We start from the raw sequence: 26,858 nt of genomic DNA, 5'->3' as shown, positions 1-26,858 counted from the left end.
ACTCCTGGTCTGATGGGTTCGGTGCGAGGTGCGAGGTGCTTGGTGTGCGGGCTCGGCGCGCGGCGCTGGGCCTGCGGGCGGGATACGAGGCGCTCGGTGGAAGGGCGGGGTGTGAGGCGCTGGATCCTGGGAAGAGGATCTTGGTGGGGCGCTGCGGGACACCGCTCCGGGAGGCGCGGCGACGCAGGGATGCGGGGACGCGCCCGGGGCGAATATGTCCAGCGTACGCAGTGCACCGCGGTGCAGATGACAGAATCGGTCCACCGATGAGGGAGGCCCCATGAGTTCAGTTCCGCCACCGCACGATGCCGCAGCCGACGACGGCGCGCGGGCGCCGGTGCCCTGGGACCTCTCCGTCGTGGTGGCCCACCTGGACGTCTCCGACGCGGAGGACGTGCTGCGCTCGCTGTCCGGGCGGCTGCTCGACGCCGGCGCCGTGGACCTGGACTTCCCCGAAGCGCTGCGGATCCGCGAGCAGCAGTACCCGACCGGTCTGCCCACCCCGATCCCCACCGCGATCCCGCATGCCGACCCCGAGCACGTGCTCACCCCGGGCCTCGCGATCGCGAGCCTTGCCCGCCCCGTGCCCTTCGGCGAGATGGGCGGCTCCGGCGGGACGGTCGACGTGCGTCTGGTGGTGATGCCGCTGCTCACCGACGCCCGAGCGCACCTCACGGCGCTCCAGCGTCTGATGGGGCTGCTGCGCGATCGGTCGGCGGTCGAGGATCTGCTGGCTGCGGCCGACGACGACGAGCTGGCCGAGCGTGCATCCTCCCGCCTCGCCGGCGGTACCGTCGACCCCGGGCCGACGACGAACGGCACTGAGTCGAACGGCACCGAGTCGAACGGCACTGAGTCGAACGGCACCGAGATGGACGGCACCGAGACGGACGGCACCGAAGGGGAGAGCGCGTGAGGACTCCGCGACTGGGAGTGAAGGCACTGATCGTCCGCGACGGACAGGTGCTCATGAACCGCTACATCGATCCGGACGGCACCCACGTGTTCGCGCTGCCCGGTGGCGGCCAGGAGCACAGCGAGGACCAGGTCGCGGCGATGATCCGCGAATGCCGCGAGGAGATCGGGGCGCGGGTCGAGGTGCATCAGGTGGCGTGCCTGTTCGAGATCATGACCGACAGACGCATGGTCGACGGCACGCCGATCCCGCCGTTCCACCAGGTCAACGTCGCCTACTGGTGCGGTCTGGGCGAGGGGGAGGAACCCGGCGAGGGCACCGAGCCCGACCCGGGGCAGGCGGGCACGGCCTGGCTGCCGCTGAATTCGCTCGGCGACTACACCGTGCATCCCGTGGAGCTTGCCCGGTGGCTCGAAGCGGATCCCTCCAGCCGACCGATGTCGCTGGGAGTCTGCGGCCTCTGAGAGCTGGGCTCTGAGCACCGAGCGCTGCGGGTCAGTGTCGACGCGGATCGATGTGGATCTTCGGGCCCGGACCGGCCCCGGGCGGACGCGTGTCCGCCAGGACGTCTGCCACCTGGTCGAGCCCGATGGTCGCCGCGATCAGCGGGCGCGGATCCACGGTGCCCGCGGCGTAGAGCGCGATGGTCTCCTCCAGGGCGGGGGAGGCGCTCAGCACGCCGACGGCGGTGACGTCCCCGAGCACGAGGTCGCGGGCATCGATCCGGCTGGGCTCCCCGGCGAGACCGATCAGCACCAGTCGCCCGCCCGGCTCCACCCGGGACAGCGCCCAGCCCGGCAGCTCGGAGGAGGTCGCGGCATCGATGATCGCGTCCAGGGGCAGGTCCGGGAGGGTCTCCTGGGTCCAGAGGTTCTCCAGCCCGAGGGTGCGCGCGAAGTCCAGCCCCGGGCCCGGCAGGCCCAGCACATGCACCTCGGCGCCGGCCGCCCGGGCGAACAGCGCGCACAGCAGTCCGATCGTGCCGGGGCCCATGATCAGCACGCGGTCACCGGGGGAGAGGCGTGCGCCCTGCACGGCGCGCAGGGCGTTCCCGCCGGGCTCGACCAGTGCCCCGAGCGCCGGGTCGAGGGTGTCGGGAAGGTGATGCAGCGACGACGCGGGCACGGTGACCTGCTCTGCGAGGGCGCCGTGGCGATGCCCCCGGATGCCCACCTCCTGGCGGTCCTCGCACACGTGCTGAGCCCCGCGCCGGCAGCGCCGGCAGGTGCTGCAGCCCAGCATGGTGTCGCCCATGACCCGTCGGCCGATCCATGCCGGATCCACCCCCTGGCCGGCGGTCGCGACCGTGCCCATCCACTCGTGCCCGATGCGCATCGGGAAGCGGGCGTGCCCGGAGCGCAGGTAGGCCATATGCCCGGAGTAGAACTCGGCGTCGGTGCCGCAGATGCCCGCGCGCTCCACGTCCACGACCACCTCGCCGGGAGCGGCCACCGGCGGGTCGACGTCGTGGACGGCGGCCTCGCCAGGGGCGGTGATCATGAGGGCGCGCATCGGAGGTCTCCTGTCGAGGTGGGTCCCACCTGCGGACTCGTCGGTCAGCGAGGGTCCGGTGTGACGTAGCATGCAGGCGTTGCACACAGTAGTAGACGGCCGCGCCGGGGAATGGGATCAGCAATGGAGCTCCGCAGCAACCAGTGGTACGCGGGCGAGGACCGCAACGCCTATATCCACCGTGCGTGGATGCGTCGCGGGGTGCCCGACGACGCCTTCCGTGGGCGCCCGCAGATCGCGATCGCCAACACCGCGAGCGACCTCACCCCCTGCAACGCGCACCTCACCGGCGTCGCCCAGTTCGTGAAGAACGGGATCCTCGAGGCCGGGGGCGTGCCTCAGGAGCTGCCCGTCGTGTCCCTCGGCGAGACCAACGTGCGCCCCACCGCGATGCTCTGGCGGAACATGGCCGCGATGAGCACCGAGGAGATGCTGCGCGCGAACCCCATCGACGGCGTCGTGCTGCTGGGCGGCTGCGACAAGACGATCCCGTCCCTGCTCATGGCCGCCGCCAGCGTGGACATCCCCGCCGTGGTGATCCCCGGCGGCCCGATGCTCAACGGCACCTTCCGCGGGGCGCCGCTGGGCTGCGGCACCGGGGTGTGGAAGCTCAGCGAGGAGGTGCGCGCCGGGAAGCTCTCCCAGGACGATTTCACCCGCTCCGAATCTGCGATGATCCGCAGCGCCGGGCACTGCAACACCATGGGCACCGCCTCGACGATGGCGCTGGTCGCCGAGGCGCTGGGCACGATCGTCCCCGGCATCGCCGGCACTCCCGCGGCCGACGCCCGTCTCAGCGAGGCCGCTCAGCTCACCGGTCGTCTGGCCGTGGACCTCGTGAAGGACGGGCGCACCCCGTCGACCTTCCTCACCAAGGGTTCCTTCCACAACGCGATCGTCGCGCTCGCCGCGATCGGCGGCTCCACCAACGCTGTCGTGCACCTGCTGGCGATCGCCGGCCGGCTCGGGATCGACCTCACTGTCGAGGACTTCGACCGCATCGGTGCCCGCGTGCCGCTGCTGGTGGATCTCCAGCCCGCCGGACGCCACCTCATGGAGGACCTCTTCCGTGCCGGCGGCCTGCTCGCCGTGCTCCGTGAGGTGAAGGACCTGCTGGACCCCGAGGCGCTCACCATCACCGGCAGGCCGCTCGTGGACTATCTCGACGCCGCGGAGATCTTTGACCGTGAGGTGATCTCCGTGCGCGAGAGCCCGCTCCAGGCCGACGCCGGCATCGCCCTGCTGCGCGGCAACCTCGCCCCCGACGGCGCGATCATCAAGCCCGCCGCCGCGACTCCGGACCTGCTCCAGCATCGGGGCCGGGCGCTCGTGTTCGACAGCATCGAGGACTTCCACGAGCGGATCGACGACCCTGAGCTCGATGTCGACGCCGACTCCGTGATGATCCTGCGCGGCTGCGGCCCCAAGGGCTATCCGGGCATGCCCGAGGTCTCGAACATGCCCCTGCCCACCAAGCTGCTCGAGCAGGGAGTGCGCGACATGGTGCGGATCTGCGACGGTCGCATGTCCGGCACCGCCTACGGCACCGTGGTGCTGCACGTCGCGCCCGAGGCCGCCGCCGGCGGACCTCTCGCCCTGGTGCGCACCGGCGACTGGATCGTGCTGGACGTCGCCGGGCGACGCCTCGACGTGGAGCTGAGCGCGGAGGAGCTCGCCGCGCGCGAGCCGTCGGCCGCGATGACCGAGGCCTTCGCGAACCCGCAGCGCGGTTGGGAGCGGCTGTACGTGGACCACGTGCAGCAGGCAGATACGGGCGCCGACCTGGACTTCCTCGTCGGCGCCAGTGGCTCCGAGGTGCCGCGCGAGTCGCACTGACCGTGCTGCACTGGTCGTGCTGCGGTGAGCGTGCCGCACTGGCCGTGCTGCGGTGAGCGTGCCGCACTGGCCGTGCTGCGGTGGTCGTGCTGCGCTGGTCATGCTGCACCGGCCGCGCACGCGCGCATCCCGCTCGCCTGGCGCGCTCGGGGTTCTCCACTCCTCGCTTCGCGTTCTGCGCCCAGTTTTGTCCCCGGACGACCGATGTCGGGCGCAGCATCGGTCGTGCCGGTACATTTCTCGCGTCGCCGGGCGGAGAAGATCGCCGGGTGGAGAGGGGCTCCGGGGGAGAGGATCGCGCCCCGCGCCGAGGGGGCGGCGTCGGCGCTGGTCAGAGGCAGAGGGAAAGCGTTAGCCTGGTGGGGTCATTGCAGTGCGGCACGGCGCCGCGTCCCGATCTCGAGGAGCATCATGCCTGTCTCTCCCTCTGTCACCTTCCACGACGGCCGGTCCATCCCGCAGCTCGGCTACGGCGTGTGGCAGGTCGAGAACGATGTCGCGGCCGACGTCGTCGTCAAGGCCCTCGAGGCCGGCTACCGCCACGTCGACACCGCCCGCGGCTACAACAACGAGGCCGGCGTGGGGCGCGCCCTGAAGGCTGCCGGCCTGGAGCGCGACGACGTGTTCGTGACCTCCAAGGTTCCCAACCAGGACCAGGGCCGCGACAAGACGCTCGCCTCCTTCGACGCCACCATGGCCGACCTCGGCCTCGATGAGCTCGACCTCTACCTGATCCACTGGCCCGCACCGTCGAAGGGTCTCGCGGTGGAGACCTGGAAGGCGCTCGTGGAGCTGCAGGAGCAGGGCCGCATCCGCTCCATCGGGGTGTCCAACTTCCGCATCGAGGACCTCGAGAAGCTCGAGGCCGAGACCGGTGTGCTGCCCGTGCTCAACCAGATCGAGCTGCACCCGTACTTCAACCAGCCCGAGCTGCGCGAGTTCCACGCCTCCAAGAACATCGTCACCGAGTCCTGGTCGCCGCTGGGTCAGGGCGGCGGCGAGCTCGAGGACCCCGTCGTCCAGAAGATCGCCGAGACCCACAGCGCGAGCCCGGCGCAGGTCGTCATCGCCTGGAATCTGGCGCTGGGCAACGTGGTGATCCCCAAGTCCGTGACGCCCGAGCGCATCATCTCGAACTTCGCCTCCCTCGAGGTCGAGCTCAGCGATGACGAGATCGCGCAGATCACCGGCCTGCACAAGGGTGAGGCTGGCCGTCAGGGCGGCAACCCGGACGACATGATCGCGCACCAGGGCGCCTGACCGCAGGACGGCGCCGACGGCCCGTCGTCGACCATCGGTCGGTGAGCGTCCCTCGCCCGCTGTCGACACCCCATGTCGGGCTCGGCCCCTCCCGCAGCGGCGGGGGAGGCCGGGCCCGTGGTGCACCGGGCGTCGTCCGTGCCATCCGGACGACCTGGCTCGCCAGGCCCGCCGGCCCGCTCGGCTCGCCCGTGCCGCCCGGCCCGCCCGGCGCACTCGGCCCGCACGTGCCGCCCGGCGCACTCCGCCCGCCCGGCGCACTCCGCCCGCCCGGCCCGCCTGGCTCGGCCCGGACCGCCTGGTCTGCGGTCGCCTCCACGTCATCCCTCGCAACGTCGTAGGGTCGGGAGCACGCAGTCGAATCACAGTCGGAGGATCACCATGAGCGAGAACCCGTACGACACCGATACCGGCGAGGAGCCTCAGGATTTCACGGGCCCCGACGGCGTCGAGAGCGCCGACCGCATCCTCGAGCTGGAGCGTGAGAGGGATGCCGCGACCCGGTCCGAGGACGCCGCCGACTTCCCCCGCGAGCTGGGGGAGGAGGACTCCGCTGCTGCCGACCAGGGCAATCGCGACGGCGACGAGATGATCTCCGAGGGCGATGATCTGGACGAGGTGAGCGAGCTCGACGGGGACGACGAGGCCGTCGAGGCCTTCGAGGACGAGCCCTTCGTCGAGGACGATCCGCTCGCACGCCCTCGCGACATCTGATCGCGACTTCTGATCGCGACACCTGTTCCCGCGGAGGGAACGCGTCGTGCGTGCCCCGGAGGCTCGGGCACGGCGCGTCGTGGCCGACGACGTCGTGCGGTCCGTAGGGTCGAGACATGTCGATCCCCACTGCCGCCGCTCCTGACCGGGTCTCCGTCTCGTTCTGCCTGATCGACCGGGCCGGGGGAGTGCTCGCGGCCGAGGGGGCGGATCGGCCGTACTACGCGGCCAGCACCATCAAGCTGCACGTGCTGCTGACGGCTCTGCGCGCGGCCGACGGCGGAGCGCTCGATCTGGAGGCGACTGTCCCCGCGACCCGCACCTTCACCTGCTGCGACGGCACCCGGTTCACCCTGGGCGGCGATCACCTCGACCCCACGCATCCGGCCGACGGCGCCGCGATCTCGGTGCGGGACCTGCTGCGGCGGATGATCGATCGCTCCAGCAACGAAGCCACGAACCATCTCGTCGAGCTCATCGGGATCGACGCCGTCGACGAGACGATCCAGCGTCTCGAGCTGGGCGCGACCCGGGTGGAACGCCTGATCGGTGACGCGGCCGCCCTGGAAGCCGGGAGGACCAACGAGACCAGCGCCGACGATCTGGCTCGCACGATGCTCGCCCTCGTGCGGCGAGATGAGGCGACGGCAGGCCCCGACGCGCACCGCGCTAGGCACCCTGCCACGCTGCCCGCGCAGTCCCGCCAGTCCGCGCAACCCCGACGGTCCACGCAGGCCCGACACTCCGCATGGGACCCACGGGCCGCGCAGTCTCCTCAGCCCTCGCTGTCCATCGCCTCCGTCGAGCTCGCGCGAGCGGCCCTGCGCGCCCAGCAGATCCCCCTCATCACCACCGCGGTGCGCGAGGACGTCGACCACGGCTCGAAATCCGGATGGGTCGACGGCTACCGGCACGACGTCGCCTTCCTCGGTGACCCCGACGGGGAGGAGCTGCACGTGCTCGCGGCCATGACCTCCGGCCTCCAGCCGCAGGAGGCGGACGCGCGGATCGCGCAGCTCGTGCGCGACCTGCTGCCCGCTGCCACGGCCTGAGCACAGGACGCCCACGTCGGCCGGACGGAGTGCGAAAAGCCCAGGTCAGCCGATGAACGGTGAGTAAAATAAATGTGAGGGTGACGCTGGAGGGGTTGAAATCCGCGTCGTGACCGTGGTCACAGTGGAGGGCACGATCCCGCACGGGACCGCTGCCTGATCGACCGGAGGTCGGGCGCACGGCGGCCGTGCAGACGACACGGAGGTATCCACCGTGACTGATCAGGAACTCTCCCCGCACTCCCGTCGGACGTTCTTCCGCGGCCTCGGCGTCGCCGGTGCGGCGGCTGTGACCGGCGCCGCCGTCCCGACCGTGTTCGCGCCGTCCGCCTCGGCGGCCCCGGTGCCCGGCTTCAACGAGAAGATCTCGCGCGACGAGGTCATCGAGCGCGCGATGTTCTGGGTCGACGATCCCCGCGCGTACAGCATGGAGAACTTCGATATCGGTCCGGAGGAGGATCAGGACATCCTCTGGCGCATGGACTGCTCCGGCTTCGTCTCGATGGCCCTGGCAGCCCGCTTCGACGACAACCCGACCGGTCTGACCACCGAGACCCTGCATCCCGACGGCGGCTACGAGATCTCGCACGCGATCTCCAAGGGCGACCTGCTCCCGGGCGACTTCATCCTCCAGAAGAACGCCGATTCCGAGGGCGGCGTCGGGCACGTGGTGCTGTTCAACGGATGGGTCGACGGCGGGTACAACGTGCTCGAGCAGTCCTACGGTGCCGGTGGCACCACGTCCCGCACAGCGGCCTACCCGTACGACGGCCTCGACAACTTCCACCCGTTCCGGTACGACCTCATCGTCGACTGATGGGACCGACTGACACGGTCGAATGACAGGGCCGATTGACGGGACCGGCTGACAGGGCGAGCGGCGAGCTCGGCTGCACGGTCGGCTGACGACGCAGACCGTGCATCCGACGCACCGCCGGTCCGGGTCCGGGCCCAGACGGTCAGTCGGCGAGCTGAACCCGCCGGGCCGGGCCCCGGTGGTCAGTCGGCGAGCTGAACACGCCGGGCGCCGGCGTATTCTCCGGTCGGGTCGTACTCGGTGAGCGACATGATCTCGACGCTGCGCTCGGCGTTGGGGGCCTGCATGATCTGGTCGTCCCCGAGGTAGAGGGCGACGTGGCGGATCGAATCGCCACCGGGCTCGGTCGCAAAGAACACGAGGTCGCCGCGCTGGAGGTCCTCGCGCTCCACCGGGTCCAGACCCGAATGGTTCATCTGGTCCCCGGCGTCGCGGTCGATCGCGATGCCGTGATGGTGGAACAGCGTGTACGTGTAGCCGGAGCAGTCGAAGCCGTACGCGCTCACCCCCGCCCACAGATAGCGCAGCCCGAGGAACCGCTCGCCGGTGGCGACGATGTCCTCGGCAGTGGGCAGCGGCGGCTCCTCGCCCTGCTCGCGCACCACGACATCGTCCTTCGGGAGGTAGGCGGGTCGACCGCCGGGTACGGCCACGCGCACGGCCTTCCCGGTCCGCCCCAGCACCGGCAGGACCGTGTCGAAGGAGACGTCGATGCTCGGGTGGTTCCCGGACGGCGTCCCGGTGAGTGTGCTGGTCAGCGCCGTGACGGTCGCCGTGGGCGATGCGGCGGCGCGATGGGCGAAGCCTTCGTCCGCCACCAGGTGCACCGTCGGCACCCAGCCCGGGTAGCCGCGTGGGTCGCGCGGGGTGCCCTGTGCGGTGACCACCACGTGCGCCCAGTCGCCGTCGATCTCATCGACGATCACCTCGCTGCCGAGAACGGCCTGCGTCTCGAGCTCGCCGGTCAGCCAGCGTCGAGTCTCGGTGTCCTCCATGTTCGCGTTCCAGGCGTCGAGGTCGACGGGGTTGGTGAGCGACGGGGCATCGACGTCGGGCCGGGCGCTGTCCGGTTCCACCCACAACGTGGTCGCGGTGACGGCGACATGGGCGGTGTCGCCCGGCGCGAGATCGGCGCCCGGTGCGGGCTGATTCCGCGGGTGTCCGGCAGGAGCGTCGGCCCTCGCAGGCGCGGACATCGCCGCAGGGGCCATGGCAGCGACGCCGGCGACGGCGAGTCCGGCGGTGCCGGTCGCAGCCAGGCGCAGGCCGCCGCGTCGGGTCAGCTGGGGTTCGGGAACGTGCAAGGACATGGGATCTCCTTCGACGTGCCCCGACGCGTGCGGGGCATCAGATGACGGATGCACAGGTCATGCGGGGAAGCGGGTCCGGCGCCCGGCAGCGCCGGGCGACGGGCCGTCTCTGTCGCTCACCTACCACCTCCTGCGCGAGGGTCCGACAGGTTCGACGGGTTCGACGGGTTCGAGTGGCCCGACGGGTCCGATGGTTCTACGGCGGCCGACGGTTCTGCACCGGCCGAAAGTCCAACCGGGTGGGTCGGGACGAGATCGGCGTCAGCCGGGTCGACGTCGGCGGCGAGCAGCTCGAGCCCGAGGCCCGGCCCGCCCGCCAGACGGAACCAGCCGTTCTCCTGCGTGTACCCGCCGGCGGGTTCGTCGGACGCGAACCAGAACGGCGGATCCAGGTCGATCATCGTGATCGCCGGATGCGCGACGGCGAGGTGGGCTGCCGCGGTGATCGAGATGCGGGGCTCCATCATGGCGCCGACCATGCACTCCACCCCGGCCTTCTGGGCGACGTCCGCGATCTCCAGGGCTCCGCGCAGCCCGCCCGTCTTGGCGAGCTTGATGTTCAGCAGGTCCGCGGCGCCGGACTCGACCAGACGATGGGCGTCCTCGGCGTTCCAGACGGCTTCGTCGGCCATGATCGGCACGTCCACCGCAGCGGTCACGCGGGCGAGGCCCTCGATGTTCGCGGCCGCCACGGGCTGCTCGACCAGGTCGATCGGCAGGCCGTCGGCCAGGAAACCGGTGATGATGTCGATCGCCTGCTCCGGCCCCCAGCCCTGATTGGCGTCGAGCCGCAGGCGGACGTCGGGCACGGCGGCCACCACGGCGGCCAGACGCTCGCGATCCTCGGAGATGTCGTGGCCGAGCTTGATCTTCAGGATCTGCTCTCCGCCGGCGACGGCCTCGCGGGCATGCCCGGCCATCACCTCCGGATCCTCCAACGAGATGGTCATGTCGTTGAGCAGGCCATCGGTGAGCCGGCCGCCCAGCAGCTCCACCAGCGGAGCATCGAGGGCCTTGGCCCAGGCGTCGTGCAGCGCGATCTCGAGCGCGGCCTTCGCACTCGTGGAGCCCTCGAGCGCGCCGGCGACCCGGGCGGACAGCTCCACGATCGTGCCGGTACGGCCCTGGATCGCTGCGCGCAGCGGGCCCTCCAGAGCTGCCTCGATCGTGTCGGCCGATTCCCCGGTGATCGCGACGGTCTCCGCTGCGCTGCCCTGCCCGATCGTGCCGTCGGCCAGCTCCACCTCGGCGACCACGTACTCCACGGCCTCCGTGCGCCGCGCAGCGGTGACGAAGGGGCGAAGCAGCGGGGCCCGATGGCGATGCCGGCGCACCGCGACGACGACGAGCGGCTCATCGAGGTGCTCAGGCCCTGGCTGCCCGCTCACAGCGCCGCCATCAGCTGGGCGGCCATGAGACCCACGAACGTGCCCATGAACGAGCCGATCAGCGCGAACAGCACGCCGACGGGTACCAGCTGGCGGTTGAAGGCGGCGGCGACGACGGGCGCCGAGGCGATGCCGCCGACGTTCGCGGTCGAGGCCACGGCCAGAGAGAAGAGCTCGGTCTTGGTGAGCTTGGCGTACACCACCATGATCGCGGCGTGGATGAGCAGGACCAGCGCGCCCATGACCAGGTAGATCGGGGCCTGGGTGATCGCGGTGAAGTCCGAGCCCGAGGCGATCTGCCCGATCACCACGAACAGCATCAGTCCGGCGACCTCGCTGGAGCCGGCGGTCTCCCCGAGCGGGGTGAGGGCCACGAGCAGACCCAGCACGGAGACGATGAGGATGGTCCAGGTAGTGGCGTTGACGACCTCGCCCCACTCCGGGAGCAGCTCGCCCACCCAGATCGAGAGGGTGGAGACGAAGATCGACCCGAACACCACGATCGCCAGCGATGCCGTGGTGACCGGCTTCTTCTCCTGGTCGAAGGCGCCCTCGTGGACCTCGAGGTAGGACGTGTCCGCCTTGGTCCACTTGTTGAACCGCGGGGAGACGGCGACGGAGGCGAACATCAGCATCAGCCACACGGAGTAGCCGAGCGTGTCGGTGATCAGCGCGTAGCCGAAGATCGACTCGGGCGCCTGCAGGATGTCCTGCACCGCGACCATGTTGGCACTGCCTCCGGTCCAGGAGGCGAGCAGCGCACCGAACACCTTCCAGGCCTCGCTGTGCAGGAAGCCCTGGAACACGGCGTACACGCCGATCATGCCGACGGTCAGCGAGAGGGCGGCGACGAAGAAGGTCAGCAGCAGCTTGGGGCCGAGCCTGATGATCTTTCGCAGATCGCAGCCGAACAGGAACAGGAAGATCATCGCCGGCAGCAGCACGTCCTTGACCTGCTCGATCGGTGCGCGGGTGGCGTCGTCGTCGCCGAACACGCCGAACGAGTTGAGCGTGGCGCACAGCAGGTACATCAGCACCATGCCGGGCACGAATTTGAACAGTTTCCAGCCGGTCGTGCGCTCGAGCACGATCAGCACGCATGACAGCGCCAGCAGGACGCCGAGCATGAGCAGGCCGTTGGTGATCATCGGGAGATCTCCTCGGTGAGGGGTGGTCGGTGGCGCCGCCATCCGGGGATAAAAAAATCGGAAGCACGGCGGACCGACGTCTCCAGGAGACGTGGCCTGCGTGCTTCCGACGGGATCCGGTTCGGTGAGGTTCCGGGCTGACGGTGGCGGGTATGGAGTTAGACGGCGGCACCGGCCGACAAGTCGCGGTACTTCGCGGCGGCGTTGCGCACTGCCGTGGCGAGCGCCCTCTGCGAGGACCCGTGGTACCTGTCGGTGATCGATTCCACCAGCGCGTCATCCTCGAGCAGCGAACGCCCTACCAGCAGCTCGCGGACGAACTCGACGGTGAGGGACAGCATGGCGGTGCAGTCCGCTTCGCGGATGACGTGGGTCTCAGTATCGACGATGAGGCCGATGAAGAACAATCCCCACTGCTCGGTGATCGGATTGTTGCTGGGGGCCTTGGACTCGCCGGTGAGGTAGATGGTGGTGCCCATGGCCGAAGCCTATGCGGGACCGGCCCAGCTCGCGGCCGGTCCCGCTGCAGCGGGCACCGGTGGGACCTGCCGCGCGCCTGCCCCGGGATGCGGGGCAGGCGCCCGGATCAGCCCAGGTTCGCGGGACCGGAGAGCTCGGCCTGCTCCTCGGCGACGGCGCGACGCTCATCGCGCTTGGTGTCGAGGGTCGAGGAGTGGCTCTCCACGGCGGACTGGGCCTTGAGGGACATCTTCTGCGATGCCGGCGAGAGGTCGACGAACTGGCCGCTCACCTCACCGCGCACGCGGAGGTCGCTGCCGGTCGGGGCCGGGTCGTTGCCCTCACCGGAGAGCGCGCCGCGGATGATGGTGGAGGAGACGTCCACGCCGTCGGTGTTGTCGGAGACCGTCAGGTCCGAGCCGAAGTAGTTGCCGTCCTCGCAGTCGATGATGGCGCCGCCGGTACCGATCTGCACGCCCGTGTTGCCAGTGAAGGTCGACGCACCGTCGACCTCGCTGCCGCAGAAGGTGGCGCCCTCGGCGTTGCCGCTGACGGTGAGGTCGTCAGCGAGGGTGGAATCGACGATGTCCGTGTAGAGGGCGCCCTCAGTGGAGACGGGCCCGCCCACGTTCACGGTCTGGAGGTGCACGAGACCCTGACCGACGGTCACCTCGCCCGCGATCGAGGAGTCGTAGGAGTAGAGGAACGGATCGGCGCCCTCGCCGGCGTCGCCCGTGTAGGCGCCGTCCACGGCGGTCTCGTCGAGGTACACGCCGTAGCCGGCGGTGGAGGTGACGTCGCCCGCGACCTCGGAGCCGGTGGAGTCGAAGTAGCCGTCGGCGGCCACCTCGACGCCCTCGGCCACGCTCGAGTTGGTGATCAGCAGATCGGCGCCCGCCTGGACCTCGACCGACCCGTTGATGGTCACGGAGTCGAGCACGCAGGAGTTGCCCTCCTTGACCACGAGCTCGCCGGGGACAGTCGTATCGGAGGCATCGCCTTCGCAGGAGGTGGTCAGCCCTGCGGAGGCCGAACCGGCTCCGAGGGCGACGCCGGCGGAGGCGAGGGCCAGGGTGGACAGGACGGTCATCGAGCGATAAAGGGTGCGCACGTCGGCTCCTAGATGCGCCGTGCACGGAGGAGCGCCGGCGGCAGGGTGAGGGAAGGGTTCCTCGGCGACCGTATCGGGCTGTGACGCACCTCGCAACCGATCCGCGCAGATCGATGTGAATCGGTCAACGCGAGTTCATGTGCTCGTCGTCGTCGGGTCGGCGAGCGCTTTCACGGTGCCACCTGGGCGATCGGGAGATCCTCCGGGCGATGCCCGCTCACACCGGCAGGCGCACGTACGTCATCTCGAGGTACTCCTCGAGACCCTCGTGGGAGCCCTCGCGGCCGAGACCGGATTCCTTGATCCCGCCGAAGGGCGCGGCGGCGTCGGAGGCCACGCCGACATTGACCGCGACCATGCCGGATTCGATGCGGCCCGCAGCGTCTGTGACCTCGGCGAGGTCGGCGCCGACGGCGTAGCTCATGAGCCCGAACTCGGTGTCGTTGGCGGCGGCGATCATGGCATCCACATCGTCCATCACGATGATCGGGGCGACGGGGCCGAAGATCTCCTCGTGGTTCACGCGGGCGTCGGAGGGGACATCGGCGAGCACCGTCGGCGCGTAGTAGAAGCCCTCGCGATCCAGGCGCTTCCCTCCGGTGAGCACGCGTGCTCCGCGGCTTACGGCGTCGGTGACCAGCTCCTCGACCTTCTGCACCGCGGCGTCGTCGATGAGCGGGCCCAGCGTCGTGCCGTCCTCGATGCCGGGGCCGACGACGAGCTTCTCGGTCTCGGCCACCAGGCGCTGCGTGAACTCCTCGGCGACGGAGGAGTGGACGTAGAAGCGGTTCGCGGCCGTGCAGGCCTCGCCGTTGTTGCGGAACTTCGCGGGCATCGCGGCCGTGATCGCGGTGTCGATGTCGGCCGAGGGGAGCACCAGGAACGGGGCGTTCCCGCCCAGCTCCATCGAGGCCTTCAGCACGTGCTCGGAAGCCTGGGACAGCAGGGTGCGTCCCACGCCGGTGGAGCCGGTGAAGGAGACCTTGCGCAGGCGGGGATCGGACATCGCCGTGGAGGAGAGCCCCTTCGAATCCGAGGTGACCACGCAGTTCACGACGCCTGCGGGCACACCGGCGTCGCGCAGGATCTCCATCAGCAGCAGCGAGGTGAGCGGAGTCTTCTGGGCGGGTTTGAGCACCACGGTGCAGCCGGCGGCCAGCGCCGGGGCGAGCTTGCGGGTGCCCATCGACAGCGGGAAGTTCCAGGGCGTGATCGCCAGGACGGGTCCGACGGGACGGGCCACAGTGAGGATCGCGTGCTCGGCCGACGGGGCATGCCGGAACTCGCCCGGCGCGCGCACCGCCTGCTCGCTGAACCAGCGCAGGAACTCGGCGCCGTAGGTGACCTCGCCGTAGGACTCGGCCAGCGGCTTGCCCATCTCAAGGGTCATCGCCAGTGCCAGGTCGTCGGCCCGTTCGTGGCACAGCTCGTAGGCGCGGCGCAGGATCTCCGAGCGCTCGCGGGGCAGGGTGGCGGCCCAGTCGTCCTGCGCGGCGACGGCGGCGTCGAGCGCCTGGCGGCCGACGGTCGCGGCATCGGCGTCGACCACCTCGGTGAGGGCGGTGCCGGTGGCCGGGTCGAGCACGGCCAGCGAGGGGGTGCCGCCGAGGAACGAGCCGCCGACGAAGGAGCTGCGGGGGACGCGCTCGAGCAGGTCGGAGATGCGAGCCGGGGTGATCGTGGGGCGGGTGGTCGCAGCAGACATGGTGTTCCTCCTCGATCGACGGATGGTTCCCCCAGTCTGCACCCCGGTGCACGGAGGGGGTGCAGGGGAGCGGTGGTCGCGACCGGACGGTTCGACGACCATGCCTGTGCCCTGTGCCCTGTGCCCTGTGCCCTGTGCCCTGTGCCCTGTGCCCTGTGCCCTGTGCCCTGTGCCCTGTGCCCTGTGTACGTCGGGGCGTCGGCGAAGGCGTAGCATCGGTTCCCGCTGCCACCCGGCGCCATGGCACGGCGGCAGCATCCCTGCTCCTCGCCTTCCCCAGGTCAACGTCGATCCAGGAGGATCCCCGTGCCCAGCACGCCCGCCCCCGGCTCACCCTCATCCGGCGCGTCGGACTCCGGCACCGGCCGTTCCGGCGCACCCGGATCGCCCGGCGCACCGGATTCACCCGGCCCCGAGGCCACCACCGCAGCCACCATGCCGCCCACCGTCGTCGACCCGGCGCACGAGCGCGAGCACAGGCGCTGGACTCCGACGAAGATCGCCCTGTGGGCGGTGATCGCCCTGCTGGGTGGCGCCGGCTGGTTCATGGTCGCGATCTGGCGCGGCGAGAACGTGAACGCGATCTGGTTCGTGTTCGCCGCCGTGTGCTCCTACCTGATCGCCTACCGCTTCTACGGCAAGTTCATCGAGGACAAGCTGGTGCGGCCGAACAACCGCCGCGCGACCCCTGCCGAGTACGCCTACGACGGCAAGGACTTCGTCCCCACCGACCGCCGCATCCTGTTCGGCCACCACTTCGCCGCGATCGCCGGCGCCGGGCCGCTCGTGGGCCCCGTCATCGCCGCCCAGATGGGTTATCTGCCCGGCACGATCTGGATCGTCGTCGGCGTGATCCTCGCCGGTGCCGTGCAGGACCTGCTGGTGCTCGTGATCTCCATGCGCCGCGGCGGACGCTCGCTGGGCAAGATGGCCCGCGACGAGCTGGGACTCGTCGGCGGCATCGCGGCCTTCATCGCGACCCTGTCGATCATGCTGATCATCGTCGCGATCCTCGCGATGGTCGTGGTCAACGCGCTGGGCGAGAGCGCCTGGGGCGTCTGGAGCGTCGGGCTGACCATCCCGATCGCCATCTTCATGGGCATCTACCTGCGCTACATCCGCCCGGGCAAGGTCTTCGAGGTCTCCGTGATCGGCTGCGCGCTGCTGCTGCTCGCGATCATCTCCGGCCGCTGGGTCGCCGAATCCGGCTGGGGCGGCGAGCTGTTCGACATCGAGCGCACCTGGCTCGCCGTCGCGATCATCATCTACGGCTTCCTCGCCGCGGTGCTCCCGGTGTGGGTGCTGCTCGCCCCGCGCGACTATCTCTCGACCTTCATGAAGATCGGCACCATCGTGATGCTGGCCCTCGCGATCGTCGTGGTGCGGCCCGTGATCGAGGCCCCCGCGATGAGCGAGTTCGCCTCCCGCACCGACGGCCCCGTGTTCACCGGCGCACTGTTCCCGTTCCTGTTCGTGACGATCGCCTGCGGGGCGCTGTCCGGGTTCCACGCGATGATCTCCTCGGGCACCACCCCGAAGCTCGTGGAGAAGGAGTCCCAGGCCCGCATGATCGGCTACGGCGGCATGCTCATGGAATCCTTCGTGGCGATCATGGCGCTGGTTGCCGCGGTCTCCATCGACCAGGGCATCTACTACGCCATGAACTCCTCGGGCGCCGCCACCGGCAACACCGCCGAAGGTGCTGCGCAGTTCGTGAACTCCCTGGGCCTGACCGGTGTGAACGTCGATGCCGCGACTCTCGATCAGACCGCGAAGGACGTCGGCGAGGCATCGATCGTCTCGCGCACCGGCGGAGCCCCCACGCTCGCCGTGGGTCTGGCGGGGATCATGCACAAGGTCGTCGGCGGCGCCGGGATGATGGCGTTCTGGTACCACTTCGCCATCATGTTCGAGGCGCTGTTCATCCTCACCAGCGTCGACGCCGGCACCCGCGTGGCCCGCTTCATGCTCGGCGACCTCCTCGGCGGCGCGCACGAGCGCTTCCGCGACCCGTCCTGGCGCGTGGGCGCCTGGATCACCACCGCGCTGATGGTGGCCGGATGGGGCTCGATCCTGCTGATGGGCGTCATGGACCCGCTCGGCGGGATCAATACGCTCTTCCCGCTGTTCGGCATCGCCAACCAGCTGCTCGCGGCCGTGGCCCTGTCGATCTGCCTGGTGGTGTTCGCCCGTAAGGGCCACCGCTGGATCCTGCTCACGATCGCCGTGCCCATGCTCTTCACCGCCGTGATCACCGTGTACGGCTCACTGCTGAAGATCTTCTCCAGCGACCCGCAGGTGGGCTACTGGGCGAACCACATCGCCTATCGCGACGCGCTCGCCGCGGGGGAGACCAGCCTGGGCCTGGCGACCAACGTCGAGGACATGCAGACGGTCGTGTTCAACACCGCCGTGCAGGGCTCGCTGTCGATCCTGTTCGTGGTGTGCGCCGTGATCGTCATGATCGTCTCGCTCTGGCGCACCCTGCAGGCGCTGCGTGGCCACAACATCCTGGACACCGAGGATCCGTACGTCGAGTCCGAGTACTTCGCCCCGTCCGGGATGGTGGCCTCGCCGGCGGAGAAGGAGCTCCAGGGCCGCTGGACCGAGTATCTCGGCCAGCACCCGGAGAAGGACCTTGCCGGAGGGGGTCACCACTGATGACGGACGCGCGAATGACCGGCTCTCGGACGACGGACGCCCGGATGATGGGCACGAGCGCGAGCGCGGGCGTGGGCACCAGTGCGACGGGAACGGGAACGGGGGCGGCGGGCGCTCGGGCGGCGGGCACGGGTGCCGCGGGTGCCCGCGGTGCCGGCTCCGCGGCCGACGTCCGCGCCCGGGTCGGCGTCGTCCTGCGTGAGGTGCGCCGGTTCGCGCGCGGCATCATGGGCTCCGACGCCTACGACAAGTACCTGACCCATCACCGCGTCACGGGCTGCACCCACGCACCGCTGAGCGAGCGCGAGTTCTGGCGGGAGAAGTACGCCGAGGAGGACCGGAACCCGCAGGGCCGCTGCTGCTGAGCAGGGCGAGCGGGCGCCGGTCAGCTGCGTGCGAGGGCCAGCGCGTCGACGGCCCGGATCAGGCCGAGGTGGCTGAAGGCCTGGGGGAAGTTGCCGATCATGCGCCCGGCGCTGCCGTCGTACTCCTCGGCCAGCAGATCCAGGTCATTGGCGCAGGTCAGCAGCTGGTCCAGCAGTTTCTCGGCGTCGTCGACGCGCCCGGCGGCGGCGTACTGCTCGACCAGCCAGAAGCAGCACACCAAGAAGGGGTGCTCGTCCCCGGGCAGCCCGTCCTGGCCCTGCGTGCGGTAGCGCAGGATCAGACCCTCCTCGGTGCGCAGGTCCTGCTCGATCCGGGCGACGGTGGCGAGCATGCGGGGGTCGTCGGCCGGGAGGAAGCCGGTGTGCGGGATCTGCAGCAGGGAAGCGTCCACCTCGGCGCTGCCATAGGTCTGGGTGAAGGCGCCGTCGGCCCCGACGCCGCGGCTCAGGACCTCCTCGCGCACCTGATCACGGTGGCGGCGCCAGCGTTCGAGCTCATCCGGAGCGGCGGCTAGCCCGTGACGCTCCACGGCGTGCACGGCGCGGTCGAACGTCGCCCACACCATCACCCGGCCGTGGGTGAAGAAGGCAGGGTCGCCGCGCATCTCCCAGATGCCCTGATCCGGTTGGTCGATGCGGGCCTCGGTGTAGCGGACCAGGGCCCTCTGCAGCGGCCAGGACCATTCGGATTCCTCCAGGCCCGCCTCGCGCATCGCGCCCAGGGCGATCATCACCTCGCCCACCACGTCCGCCTGGTACTGGTCGGCCGCACCGTTGCCGACACGGACCGGCACCGAGTCCGCATAACCGGGCAGATGCGCCAGCTCGCGCTCGGGCAGGTTCCGGTCGCCGGTGATCGAGTACATGATCTGCAGGCGCTCGGGATCGCCGGCGATCGCGCGCAGCAGCCAGTCGCGCCAGGTGCTGGCCGCATCCACATGCCCGTGGGCCAGCAGCGCCTCCAGGGACAGAGCGGCATCGCGCAACCAGCAGAAGCGGTAGTCCCAGTTGCGCACTCCGCCGATGTCCTCGGGGAGGCTGGTGGTGGCGGCGGCGATGATCCCGCCGGTGCGCCGGTGGGTCAGCGCGCGCAGCACCAGCAGGGAGCGGGCCACCGGCTGCGAGTACTCCTCCTGCACACGGATCTGGCCGAGCCACCCGGTCCACTCGGCGACCGTGCGCTGCAGGACGTCCTCCACATCGACGGCGCCGGGCACTCCCTGCCAGGAGGGGAACCAGGTGAGCACCCAGGCGGCGGTCTCGTCGGCCCGCAGCCGGTGCTCACCGCGGTGCATGCGGCCGTGGGCGGTGAGCGCGGGCCCGTGCAGGGCGATGCCGTCCCCGCCGGCGACGGCGATCAGCACCTTGTCGCCACCCGCGTCATCACCGCGCCGCACCCACGGCACCGTCTGTCCGTAGTCGAAGCGGATCGCCAGCTGCTGCACCACGTGGACCTCGCCTTCGAGACAGGTCACGCTGCGGACGAGATCCGCCTGGTCGTCGACGTCGCCGACCAGCGAGGTGGCGCCGAAGGGGAGCGCGGTGGGCGCGGTTCCGGCCGGATCCTCACCACCCTGGCCCCGAGGGCGTCCGCCGTCTCCGATCGGCATCAGCTCGGTGACCGCCGCGGTGCCGGTGGGGGACCGCCACACCGTCTCGAGCACCATCGTGCCCGGCAGGTACCGGCGGGAGACGACCTCACCGTCGGCGATCCGCAGCGACCAGTGCCCGTGCTCGTCCTCCCCGAGGAGGGAACAGAACAGGGCAGCGGAGTCGAAGCGGGGCAGGCACAGCCAGTCGATGTCCCCCTCTCGTGTCACGAGCGCCGAGGCGCGCTGGTCCGAGAGCAGGGCGTGATCTTCGATGGGCACACTGGTCATGCTTCCAGTCTGCACCCGCAGAATCTGGCGGGGATCGGATCGCGCAGGCCGATGAAGATGTGGCGTGCGGCGCGGACCGAAGCCCCTCTGGGCGATCGCCCGCCGTGGCCCGGGGGTACTGTTGCCCTATGAGCACTTCGACTTCTACCTCCACGACCATACGGAACGACGGCGATACCCCTCACCTGGATTTCGACCTGCTGGTGATCGGCTGGGGCAAGGGCGGCAAGACGCTCGCCGCAGCGCTCGGCGGCACCGGGACCCGAGTGGGCATGGTCGAGCAGTTCGACACCATGCACGGCGGCACCTGCATCAACATCGGCTGCGTGCCCACCAAGACGCTCGTCCACGACGCCGAGCAGCGCCGCGAGGATGACGACGCCCAGCAGTTCTGGAGCCGCGCCGTCTCCCGCCGTGACACGGTCGTAGGAAAGATGCGCGAGGTCAACCACCACATGTTGGCCGAGCTCGATGCCGTCACCCTGATCGACGGCCGCGCCCGTTTCACCGCCGAACGCACCGTGGAGGTCACCGGAGGCGATGACCTGCTCACCGCGTCGGCCGATGTCGTCATCGTCAACACCGGCGCCACCCCGACGCGTCCCGACCTGCCCGGCATCGACTCACCGCGCGTGCACGACTCGACCTCGCTGCAGCACGTGGACCCGTTGCCTGAGCGTCTCGTCGTGATCGGTGCGGGCCCCATCGGTCTGGAGTTCGCTTCGATGTTCGCCGGATTCGGATCCGACGTGACCGTCGTGAACCGACGCGAGCGCCTGCTGCCGGCGGAGGACGAGGACGTCGCCGCCGAGGTCGCCGAGGTGCTCGAGGACGCCGGCATCCACCTGCTGCACGAGTCTTCGGCAGTGCGGATCGAGGACGGGGCCGAGGCTGCAGCGGTCGTCGTACGCGTGGGCAGTGAGGAGCGCACGCTCGAGGCGGAGGCCGTGCTGCTGGCCACCGGGCGACGCCCCGCGACGGCCGGCCTCGGACTCGACACCGCGGGGGTCGACACCGACGGGCGTGGCGCTGTAGTGGTCGACGAGCACTTGCGCACGAGCGCCCACGGCGTCTACGCCATGGGCGATGTCCACGGCGGCGCCCAGCAGACGTACCTCTCCCTGGACGACAACCGCGTGGTCCTGTCCCAGTTGCAGGGCGGCGGCCGGCGCACCACGACCGACCGGGTCGCCGTGCCTGCGACCACCTTCCTCACCCCGCCGCTCGCGACCGTGGGCCTCACCGCCGACGAAGCGCTCGCCGAGGGCCGGACGATCCTCGTCGCCTCCCAGAAGGTCGCCACGATCAAGGCGATGCCGCGCCCGAAGGCCCTGGGCGACCCTCGCGGGATCGTGAAGTACGTGGTCGACGCGGAGACCGACGAGATCCTCGGAGCCCGGTTGTTCCACGTCGAGGCCCAGGAGGTCATCAACCTCGTGGCGCTCGCGATGCGCACCGGCACCACGGCCACGCAGCTGCGTGACGGGATCTGGACCCATCCCTCCTCGACCGAGGCGCTCAACGAGACCCTCGGGAAGCTCGCCCCTTACGAGGGGTGAGACCGTGCGGCGCCTTCGGCCGCTATCGCCCGGGCCCCGACCCTCACCCGCCCGGCCCTGCCCCGGCCTCCGCGCTCGCACGCCCCCGAACCCGCGGGCCCGTGCCACGGACCGCCCATGATGCACCGCAGAGACCGATGCGCGAGGTGGCATCGGTCGCTGCGGTGCACTACTGCGAGAGGAGCCGGTCGGGGGCGGTCAGGGGCGTGCGTTCCGGCCCGCGGCGGGGACGCGCGTTCTGGATCGACCGCTGGGCTGCGCGTGGAGGCTACTTCTCGGGTGAGGCGTCCACGGCGGCGTCCTCACCGGTCACGAACTCCGCGAGGTGCTGGGAGAGCGCGAGGCGGCTGGGTTCGTGGCAGTACATCATGTGCCCGGCCTCGTAGTACTCGATGCGGATCCGCTCGTCGTAGTCCGAGCGCGGGATCGCGAGCTGGGCGAGCACGTGCTCGCTGGCGTGGAACGGCGTCGCCGCGTCGTGATAGCCGTGGGAGACCAGCACGGTGGTGTGCGGGGACTTCCGCAGCAGGCGCGACAGATCCGAGGCGACCTCGACGGAGCGGTTCTCGAAGTCCTTGTAGCTCCACGGATGCACCCGGCCGGACATGATCTCGTAGACCACGTCGCTGGAGAACTCGAGCTCCGCGCGCAGGTACTGGTTGATGGTCGCCGTGTAGGACGGGGCGAGCTGGTCGATCGACGGATCGGTCTCCATCGAGGCCGCGTTGCCGTCGCCGAGCGGCGCGGTGAAGCGGCCGTCGATGCGCCCGGTGACCAGGCCCTGATCGCGCAGCAGCTCCGCGAGGAACGCCATGTGCTCCACCCGCAGGTCCGCACGCTCCACCCAGCCCGGATCCACGCCGATCAGGGCGCCGATGCGGGCGGCCGCCTCACGGACCTGCTCGGTCGACAGGCGCAGCCCCGCGGCCAGCAGCGCCGGGTACTCCTGCTCGGCGAAGGCCTCGGCCTCGTCGACCACGTCCTGCAGCAGGCGGCCCTCGTGCTTGCCGTGCGCATGCGCGATCGCCGCATAGGTGGGCAGGTAGTGCACGTAGGGGCAGTCGTTGCCGGGATCGAAGCTGATGGTGCCGAAGTCCAGCACGGGGGAGATCAGGGCGATGCCCGCGACCGCCAGGTAGTAGCGATCCATGAGGCGCGCGGCGACGGCCGAGGCGCGCGTGGTGCCGTAGGACTCGCCGGCCAGGAAGACGGGGGAGGTCCAGCGCTGATTGCGGGTCAGCCAGTCGATGACGAACGAGGCGATCAGATCGCGGTCCGCGGTGAGGCCGTGGTGGCGGGCCGGCTTCGCGCCGGGGGCGGGCCGTGAGTAGCCGGTGGTCATCGCGTCGACCACCACGAGATCCGCATGGCGCAGGATCGTCTCGTGGTTGTCCAGCAGGTGATGCGGCGGATCGGCGGGGGAGCCGGCGTCGCCCGAGTCCACACGGCGCGGGCCCAGCAGGCCCAGGTGCAGCCAGACCGTCGAGGCGCCGGGGCCGCCGTTGAAGGCGAACAGCACCGGGCGCTCGGCGGCGTCGGCCGAGGAGGCGCCGGAGGCGGTGGCGACGTAGGAGACGGAGAACAGCTCGGCATAGGCGCAGCCGCGCCCGTACTCCTCGCCCTCGGGCTCCTCCGTCAGCACCACGGTGCCGGTGGTCGCGGTGTAGTTCAGCGGACCATCCGGCAGGTCGAGCGAGTGCAGGGTCGTGACCAGGTGATCCTCGGGCGGGGCAGTGCTGCTCGTGCTGCTCCTGCCTGTCGGGCTGTCGGGGGAGGGGGTGGTGGTCTGCTCGGTCACTCGTGCTCCTTCGTCGGGTGCGGCGTCGGCGTCGATGCTACGCGGGGCAGGAGGCACGAATCCCCCGATCCGTGCCGCTGAGGGCGCAGATCGGGGGATTCGTGCATATCCGGAGCGTCACCCCTGGGGCGGGCGCGCGCTGTGGGGCGTCGGCCGACGGATGGGCGCGGGGCCGCCGGCAGAGGCCGGGTCAGTCGAGGGGAGCGATGTCCTTGGGGACGTCGGCTCCCTCCTCGTTCTCGCGCACCACCATGCGGATCGGGTCAAGCTTCGTCCACAGGACGAAGAGGATCGCCACGACGACCATGGCCAGCCCCGCCCACAGGTTGGCGTTGAGCCCCTCGGTCTTCGCGGCCTCCGCGTCGTTGAACGCGAACAGCCCCATCGCCACCAGGATCAGGCCGAACAGGCCCAGCAGGGTGCCGATGAAATTGCGGATGTCGAACGCGCCGGCGGTCTCGACCTTCGCGCCCTCAGGGGCGTCGGCCGCGGCCGCGCCCGGATTCTGATCCTTGTGTGCACTCATGGGTGTTCTCCTCCGTCCGCGCTCAGGCGAAGACGATGTTCAGGATGACGACGAGGACGAGGCCGATGCCCGCCATGGGGACGGGGCGGCGCCAGAAGGGAAGGTCCTTCTCGTCGGCGTCGACCAGATCGGCCTTCGGGGTCTCGGAGTAGACGAGGCCCTTCAGCTCGTGGACCGGCTTGGGGGCGGTGAACTGCGTGACGACCACGGAGACCACGATGTCGACGACGAACGCGGTCGCCGCGCTCACGAAGGCAAGGCCCTGTCCGGGCAGCTCGAACGCGTCGAAGAAGGTCGAGGAGCTCCACAGCGCGACCGCCGAGAGGGTGCCTGCGACGAGACCGGTCCACCCGGCCGTCGGGGTCATCCGCTTCCAGAACATGCCCAGGATGAACGTCGCGAACAGCGGGGCGTTGAAGAACCCGAAGAGCGTCTGCAGGTAGTCCATCAGGTTCGAGAACTGCCCGGCGATCAGCGCCGTGAAGATCGCGATCACGCAGGCGACGGCGGTCGCGATCCGACCCACCTTGATGTAGTGGGCGTCCGGGGCGTCCTTCTTCACGTACTGCTCGTACAGGTCGTAGGTGACCACGGTGTTGAAGGCGGAGATGTTCGCGGCCATGCCGGCCATGAACGCGGCCAGCAGACCGGCGATCGCGACGCCCAGCAGACCGTTGGGGAGCACGTCGCGCATGAGCAGCAGCAGGGCGTCGTTGTAGTTGACGCCGGTGGCGGCCGCACCTGCGGCGTCGCCCGCGCTCTCAAGCTGCTTGAACTCGGTCAGCTCGTTCACCAGCACCGCAGCGATCATGCCGGGGATGATCACGATGAACGGGATGAACATCTTGGGGAAGGCGCCGATGATCGGCGTCATCCGGGCGGCGGTGATGGACTTGGAGGCCATCGCACGCTGCACCTCGACGAAGTTCGTGGTCCAGTAGCCGAAGGAGAGCACGAAGCCGAGGCCGAACACGATGCCCACGACCGACAGCACCGGGCTGTCGAAGCCGGACAGTGCCTGGCCGGGCCAGGAGTGCAGCTGCTCGGAGCCGAGCATCCCGTCACCGGCGATGCGCTCCTTCATGCCGCTCCAGCCGCCCACGCGGTGCAGGCCGATCAGCGTCAGCGGCAGCAGGGCCGCGACGATCACGAAGAACTGGAGCACCTCGTTGTAGATCGCGGCGGAGAGGCCGCCGACGGTGATGTAGAAGAGCACGAACGCGGCGGCGAGCACCAGGCCCACCCAGAGCGGCCAGCCCAGCAGCCGGTTCACGATGGTGGCCAGCAGCGACAGGTTGACGCCCGCGATCAGCAGCTGGGCGACCGCGAAGCTGAGGGAGTTCACCAGGTGCGCCCCGGTGCCGAAGCGCATGCGCATGAACTCGGGGACAGAGCGCACCTTGGAGCCGTAGTAGAACGGCATCATCACGACGCCGAGGAACAGCATCGCGGGGATCGCGCCCACCCAGAAGTAGTGCATGGTCGGCATGCCGTACTGGGCGCCCGTGGCGGACATGCCCATGATCTCGACGGCGCCGAGGTTGGCGGAGATGAAGGCGAGGCCGGTGACCCAGGCGGGCAGCGAGCGGCCGGAGAGGAAGAACTCGATCGAATTCGAGACTCCGCGCTTCGCGTACCAGCCGACGCCGAGCACGAACACGAAGTACAACGCGATGATCGCGTAGTCGATCCACTGAGCATCCAGGCGGATGTCGACCATAGGGATGATCCTTGAAGAGGGGGGATGAGGCGGGGTGAACAGGGCCCTCGGCAGTCGCATGGGGGTGCTCGTGGGCGGCGGCAGCCTCGGCTACCGGCCGGTCACGCTACCACTGTGAAAGTATTTCCCCACCGCCGCGGACGCCCCGAGGCGGTGGACGATGCGCATATCACAGCACAATCCTGAGCGCAGGCGATTCGTGAAGTTGCCAAGCATGCGAGCTGTGACGTGGCACACCCGCAGGTCACGACCTGATCATGGGTGACGATTTCGACGGCAACCCGGCTATCGTGAACGTTCACCCTCGACGAGGAGGAAGGAGACCATCCCTCATGAGCAGCTTCACACGGCGTGCGGCACTCGCGGGCACGGGAGCCGCCGGCATGGCCGCAGCGCTCGCCGCCTGCGCCCCGCCGAACCCCGGCAACATCAATGCTGAGGCGACCATCCCGCCATCCGACGGTCCTGTCACCGTCACCTACTGGGCCTGGCTGAAGGACCTTCAGAAGGTCGCTGACGTCTTCAACGAGACGCAGGACCGGATCCGGGTGGAGACCACCTGGATCCCCGGTGGCAACACCGGCGGCTACGCCAAGATCCTCTCCGCGGTCGCCGCCGGCGGCGGCCCCGACATCGCGCAGGTCGAGCTGCGGCAGGTGCCCGAGTTCGCCCTGGCCGGTGCGCTCGTGGACCTCACCCGCTACGGCTTCGCCGAGCAGGCGGACGCCTTCGACCCGGGCGCGATCTCCCAGGTCAAGGTGGGCGACTCCTACTGGGCCGTCCCGCAGGACACGGGGCCGGTGGCCACGTTCTACAACCGGGAGGTCCTCGAGGACGAGCTCGGGCTGCAGGCCCCCGCCACCTGGGACGAGTTCCGCGAGACCGCGGGCATCGTCTCCGAGGCCGGCAAGAAGCTCATCAGCCTCGACCCCTCCGACGGCTCCCACCCGATCGCCTGGGCGATGCAGACCGGCGCGGTCTGGTTCCGGCCCGAGGGTGACGGCTGGATCGTGGACATGACCGACGACGCCTCGATGCGGATGGCGGAGTTCTGGGACGGCATCCTGGCCGACAAGATCTGTTATGTCGCAGGACATCGG

22 protein-coding genes are annotated in these 26,858 nt (G+C 70.2%); 11 read left to right on the top strand and 11 right to left on the bottom strand.

The features are described from left to right. Positions 1 to 280: 280 nt before the first annotated feature. On the top strand, positions 281 to 916 hold the full coding sequence (locus tag CIK71_RS05995) for a PTS sugar transporter subunit IIA (RefSeq protein ID WP_096164287.1): 636 nt from the start codon (positions 281 to 283) through the stop codon (positions 914 to 916). Continuing rightward, complete coding sequence (locus CIK71_RS05990) at positions 913 to 1,380, top strand: NUDIX domain-containing protein (RefSeq protein ID WP_096164286.1); 468 nt, start codon at positions 913 to 915, stop codon at positions 1,378 to 1,380. The genes CIK71_RS05995 and CIK71_RS05990 overlap by 4 nt, the downstream gene beginning before the upstream one ends. Before the next feature lie 31 nt (positions 1,381 to 1,411). Here CIK71_RS05990 and CIK71_RS05985 read toward each other — a convergent pair whose 3' ends face one another. Continuing rightward, complete coding sequence (locus tag CIK71_RS05985) at positions 1,412 to 2,428, bottom strand: zinc-dependent alcohol dehydrogenase (protein ID WP_096164285.1); 1,017 nt, start codon at positions 2,426 to 2,428, stop codon at positions 1,412 to 1,414. A 123-nt stretch (positions 2,429 to 2,551) separates the two neighbouring features. On the opposite strand from CIK71_RS05985, the gene CIK71_RS05980 reads away from it, so the two are divergent. From CIK71_RS05980 to CIK71_RS05965, 5 genes are all read left to right on the top strand, one after another. Then, entirely contained in the window at positions 2,552 to 4,264 is a 1,713-nt protein-coding gene (locus tag CIK71_RS05980; RefSeq protein WP_096164284.1) for an IlvD/Edd family dehydratase, read from the top strand. Between the two features lie 411 nt (positions 4,265 to 4,675). Continuing rightward, positions 4,676 to 5,524: an aldo/keto reductase gene (locus tag CIK71_RS05975; RefSeq protein ID WP_096164283.1), complete on the top strand. Its 849-nt coding sequence runs from the start codon at positions 4,676 to 4,678 to the stop codon at positions 5,522 to 5,524. Between the two features lie 381 nt (positions 5,525 to 5,905). Next, positions 5,906 to 6,238 (top strand): hypothetical protein, encoded by a 333-nt coding sequence (locus CIK71_RS17670; protein ID WP_114355993.1) that lies wholly within the window; start codon positions 5,906 to 5,908, stop codon positions 6,236 to 6,238. A 116-nt stretch (positions 6,239 to 6,354) separates the two neighbouring features. Next, positions 6,355 to 7,290, top strand: coding sequence for a serine hydrolase (locus tag CIK71_RS05970; protein ID WP_096164282.1), 936 nt, complete (start codon positions 6,355 to 6,357; stop codon positions 7,288 to 7,290). A 214-nt stretch (positions 7,291 to 7,504) separates the two neighbouring features. Beyond that, a complete protein-coding gene (locus CIK71_RS05965; protein WP_096164281.1) occupies positions 7,505 to 8,107 on the top strand; it encodes an NlpC/P60 family protein in 603 nt (200 codons plus the stop codon). A gap of 182 nt (positions 8,108 to 8,289) precedes the next feature. On the opposite strand, the gene CIK71_RS05960 is transcribed toward CIK71_RS05965, so the two are convergent. From CIK71_RS05960 to CIK71_RS05935, 6 genes are all read right to left on the bottom strand, one after another. Beyond that, complete coding sequence (locus CIK71_RS05960; RefSeq protein ID WP_096164280.1) at positions 8,290 to 9,417, bottom strand: C40 family peptidase; 1,128 nt, start codon at positions 9,415 to 9,417, stop codon at positions 8,290 to 8,292. Positions 9,418 to 9,533: 116 nt separating this feature from the next. Beyond that, positions 9,534 to 10,805, bottom strand: coding sequence for a dipeptide epimerase (locus CIK71_RS05955; protein ID WP_096164279.1), 1,272 nt, complete (start codon positions 10,803 to 10,805; stop codon positions 9,534 to 9,536). Further along, on the bottom strand, positions 10,802 to 11,953 hold the full coding sequence (locus CIK71_RS05950; protein WP_096164278.1) for a DUF819 family protein: 1,152 nt from the start codon (positions 11,951 to 11,953) through the stop codon (positions 10,802 to 10,804). The genes CIK71_RS05955 and CIK71_RS05950 overlap by 4 nt, the downstream gene beginning before the upstream one ends. Before the next feature lie 158 nt (positions 11,954 to 12,111). Further along, positions 12,112 to 12,432, bottom strand: coding sequence for a DUF3870 domain-containing protein (locus tag CIK71_RS05945; RefSeq protein WP_096164277.1), 321 nt, complete (start codon positions 12,430 to 12,432; stop codon positions 12,112 to 12,114). 107 nt (positions 12,433 to 12,539) lie between these two features. Next, entirely contained in the window at positions 12,540 to 13,523 is a 984-nt protein-coding gene (locus tag CIK71_RS05940; protein WP_141393694.1) for a hypothetical protein, read from the bottom strand. A gap of 217 nt (positions 13,524 to 13,740) precedes the next feature. Beyond that, positions 13,741 to 15,228, bottom strand: a complete 1,488-nt coding sequence (locus CIK71_RS05935) for an NAD-dependent succinate-semialdehyde dehydrogenase (protein WP_096164275.1) — start codon at positions 15,226 to 15,228, stop codon at positions 13,741 to 13,743. Positions 15,229 to 15,663: 435 nt separating this feature from the next. On the opposite strand from CIK71_RS05935, the gene CIK71_RS05930 reads away from it, so the two are divergent. Together CIK71_RS05930 and CIK71_RS18215 are read left to right on the top strand one after the other, a co-directional pair. After that, positions 15,664 to 17,889 (top strand): carbon starvation CstA family protein, encoded by a 2,226-nt coding sequence (locus tag CIK71_RS05930; RefSeq protein ID WP_096164329.1) that lies wholly within the window; start codon positions 15,664 to 15,666, stop codon positions 17,887 to 17,889. Positions 17,890 to 17,903: 14 nt separating this feature from the next. Continuing rightward, positions 17,904 to 18,254, top strand: a complete 351-nt coding sequence (locus CIK71_RS18215; protein ID WP_338022863.1) for a YbdD/YjiX family protein — start codon at positions 17,904 to 17,906, stop codon at positions 18,252 to 18,254. Positions 18,255 to 18,274: 20 nt separating this feature from the next. Here the strand turns inward: CIK71_RS18215 and CIK71_RS05920 are convergent, their stop codons facing one another. Beyond that, positions 18,275 to 20,155, bottom strand: a complete 1,881-nt coding sequence (locus CIK71_RS05920) for a glycoside hydrolase family 15 protein (RefSeq protein WP_096164274.1) — start codon at positions 20,153 to 20,155, stop codon at positions 18,275 to 18,277. A 128-nt stretch (positions 20,156 to 20,283) separates the two neighbouring features. Between CIK71_RS05920 and CIK71_RS05915 the strand changes: the two genes are divergently transcribed. Beyond that, the gene (locus CIK71_RS05915; RefSeq protein WP_176485564.1) at positions 20,284 to 21,714 is read left to right on the top strand and encodes an FAD-dependent oxidoreductase; all 1,431 of its coding nucleotides are present in this window, start codon (positions 20,284 to 20,286) and stop codon (positions 21,712 to 21,714) included. A 268-nt stretch (positions 21,715 to 21,982) separates the two neighbouring features. Here the strand turns inward: CIK71_RS05915 and CIK71_RS05910 are convergent, their stop codons facing one another. From CIK71_RS05910 to CIK71_RS05900, 3 genes are all read right to left on the bottom strand, one after another. Next, complete coding sequence (locus CIK71_RS05910) at positions 21,983 to 23,512, bottom strand: S10 family peptidase (protein WP_096164273.1); 1,530 nt, start codon at positions 23,510 to 23,512, stop codon at positions 21,983 to 21,985. Positions 23,513 to 23,702: 190 nt separating this feature from the next. Next, positions 23,703 to 24,038, bottom strand: coding sequence for a hypothetical protein (locus tag CIK71_RS05905; protein ID WP_096164272.1), 336 nt, complete (start codon positions 24,036 to 24,038; stop codon positions 23,703 to 23,705). Between the two features lie 22 nt (positions 24,039 to 24,060). Next, a complete protein-coding gene (locus CIK71_RS05900; protein WP_096164271.1) occupies positions 24,061 to 25,758 on the bottom strand; it encodes a sodium:solute symporter family protein in 1,698 nt (565 codons plus the stop codon). A 332-nt stretch (positions 25,759 to 26,090) separates the two neighbouring features. Between CIK71_RS05900 and CIK71_RS05895 the strand changes: the two genes are divergently transcribed. Then, a partial coding sequence (locus CIK71_RS05895; protein ID WP_141393693.1) for an ABC transporter substrate-binding protein occupies positions 26,091 to 26,858 on the top strand: 768 nt, incomplete at its 3' end.

Origin of the sequence: Brachybacterium alimentarium (assembly GCF_002332425.1) — a bacterium.
Classification (GTDB): domain Bacteria; phylum Actinomycetota; class Actinomycetes; order Actinomycetales; family Dermabacteraceae; genus Brachybacterium; species Brachybacterium alimentarium.
Note: the sequence above shows the minus strand (reverse complement) of the source record. Positions and strands in the feature narration are given on the sequence as shown.

Excerpts from the sequence above, each read along its gene's own strand:
- CIK71_RS05995 (WP_096164287.1), top strand. The coding sequence starts at position 281 with ATGAGTTCAGTTCCGCCACCGCACGATGCCGCAGCCGACGACGGCGCG.
- CIK71_RS05985 (WP_096164285.1), bottom strand. The coding sequence starts at position 2,428 with ATGCGCGCCCTCATGATCACCGCCCCTGGCGAGGCCGCCGTCCACGAC.
- CIK71_RS05980 (WP_096164284.1), top strand. The coding sequence starts at position 2,552 with ATGGAGCTCCGCAGCAACCAGTGGTACGCGGGCGAGGACCGCAACGCC.
- CIK71_RS05975 (WP_096164283.1), top strand. The coding sequence starts at position 4,676 with ATGCCTGTCTCTCCCTCTGTCACCTTCCACGACGGCCGGTCCATCCCG.
- CIK71_RS17670 (WP_114355993.1), top strand. The coding sequence starts at position 5,906 with ATGAGCGAGAACCCGTACGACACCGATACCGGCGAGGAGCCTCAGGAT.
- CIK71_RS05970 (WP_096164282.1), top strand. The coding sequence starts at position 6,355 with ATGTCGATCCCCACTGCCGCCGCTCCTGACCGGGTCTCCGTCTCGTTC.
- CIK71_RS05960 (WP_096164280.1), bottom strand. The coding sequence starts at position 9,417 with ATGTCCTTGCACGTTCCCGAACCCCAGCTGACCCGACGCGGCGGCCTG.
- CIK71_RS05950 (WP_096164278.1), bottom strand. The coding sequence starts at position 11,953 with ATGATCACCAACGGCCTGCTCATGCTCGGCGTCCTGCTGGCGCTGTCA.
- CIK71_RS05945 (WP_096164277.1), bottom strand. The coding sequence starts at position 12,432 with ATGGGCACCACCATCTACCTCACCGGCGAGTCCAAGGCCCCCAGCAAC.
- CIK71_RS05935 (WP_096164275.1), bottom strand. The coding sequence starts at position 15,228 with ATGTCTGCTGCGACCACCCGCCCCACGATCACCCCGGCTCGCATCTCC.
- CIK71_RS05930 (WP_096164329.1), top strand. The coding sequence starts at position 15,664 with ATGCCGCCCACCGTCGTCGACCCGGCGCACGAGCGCGAGCACAGGCGC.
- CIK71_RS18215 (WP_338022863.1), top strand. The coding sequence starts at position 17,904 with ATGACCGGCTCTCGGACGACGGACGCCCGGATGATGGGCACGAGCGCG.
- CIK71_RS05920 (WP_096164274.1), bottom strand. The coding sequence starts at position 20,155 with ATGACCAGTGTGCCCATCGAAGATCACGCCCTGCTCTCGGACCAGCGC.
- CIK71_RS05915 (WP_176485564.1), top strand. The coding sequence starts at position 20,284 with ATGAGCACTTCGACTTCTACCTCCACGACCATACGGAACGACGGCGAT.
- CIK71_RS05905 (WP_096164272.1), bottom strand. The coding sequence starts at position 24,038 with ATGAGTGCACACAAGGATCAGAATCCGGGCGCGGCCGCGGCCGACGCC.
- CIK71_RS05900 (WP_096164271.1), bottom strand. The coding sequence starts at position 25,758 with ATGGTCGACATCCGCCTGGATGCTCAGTGGATCGACTACGCGATCATC.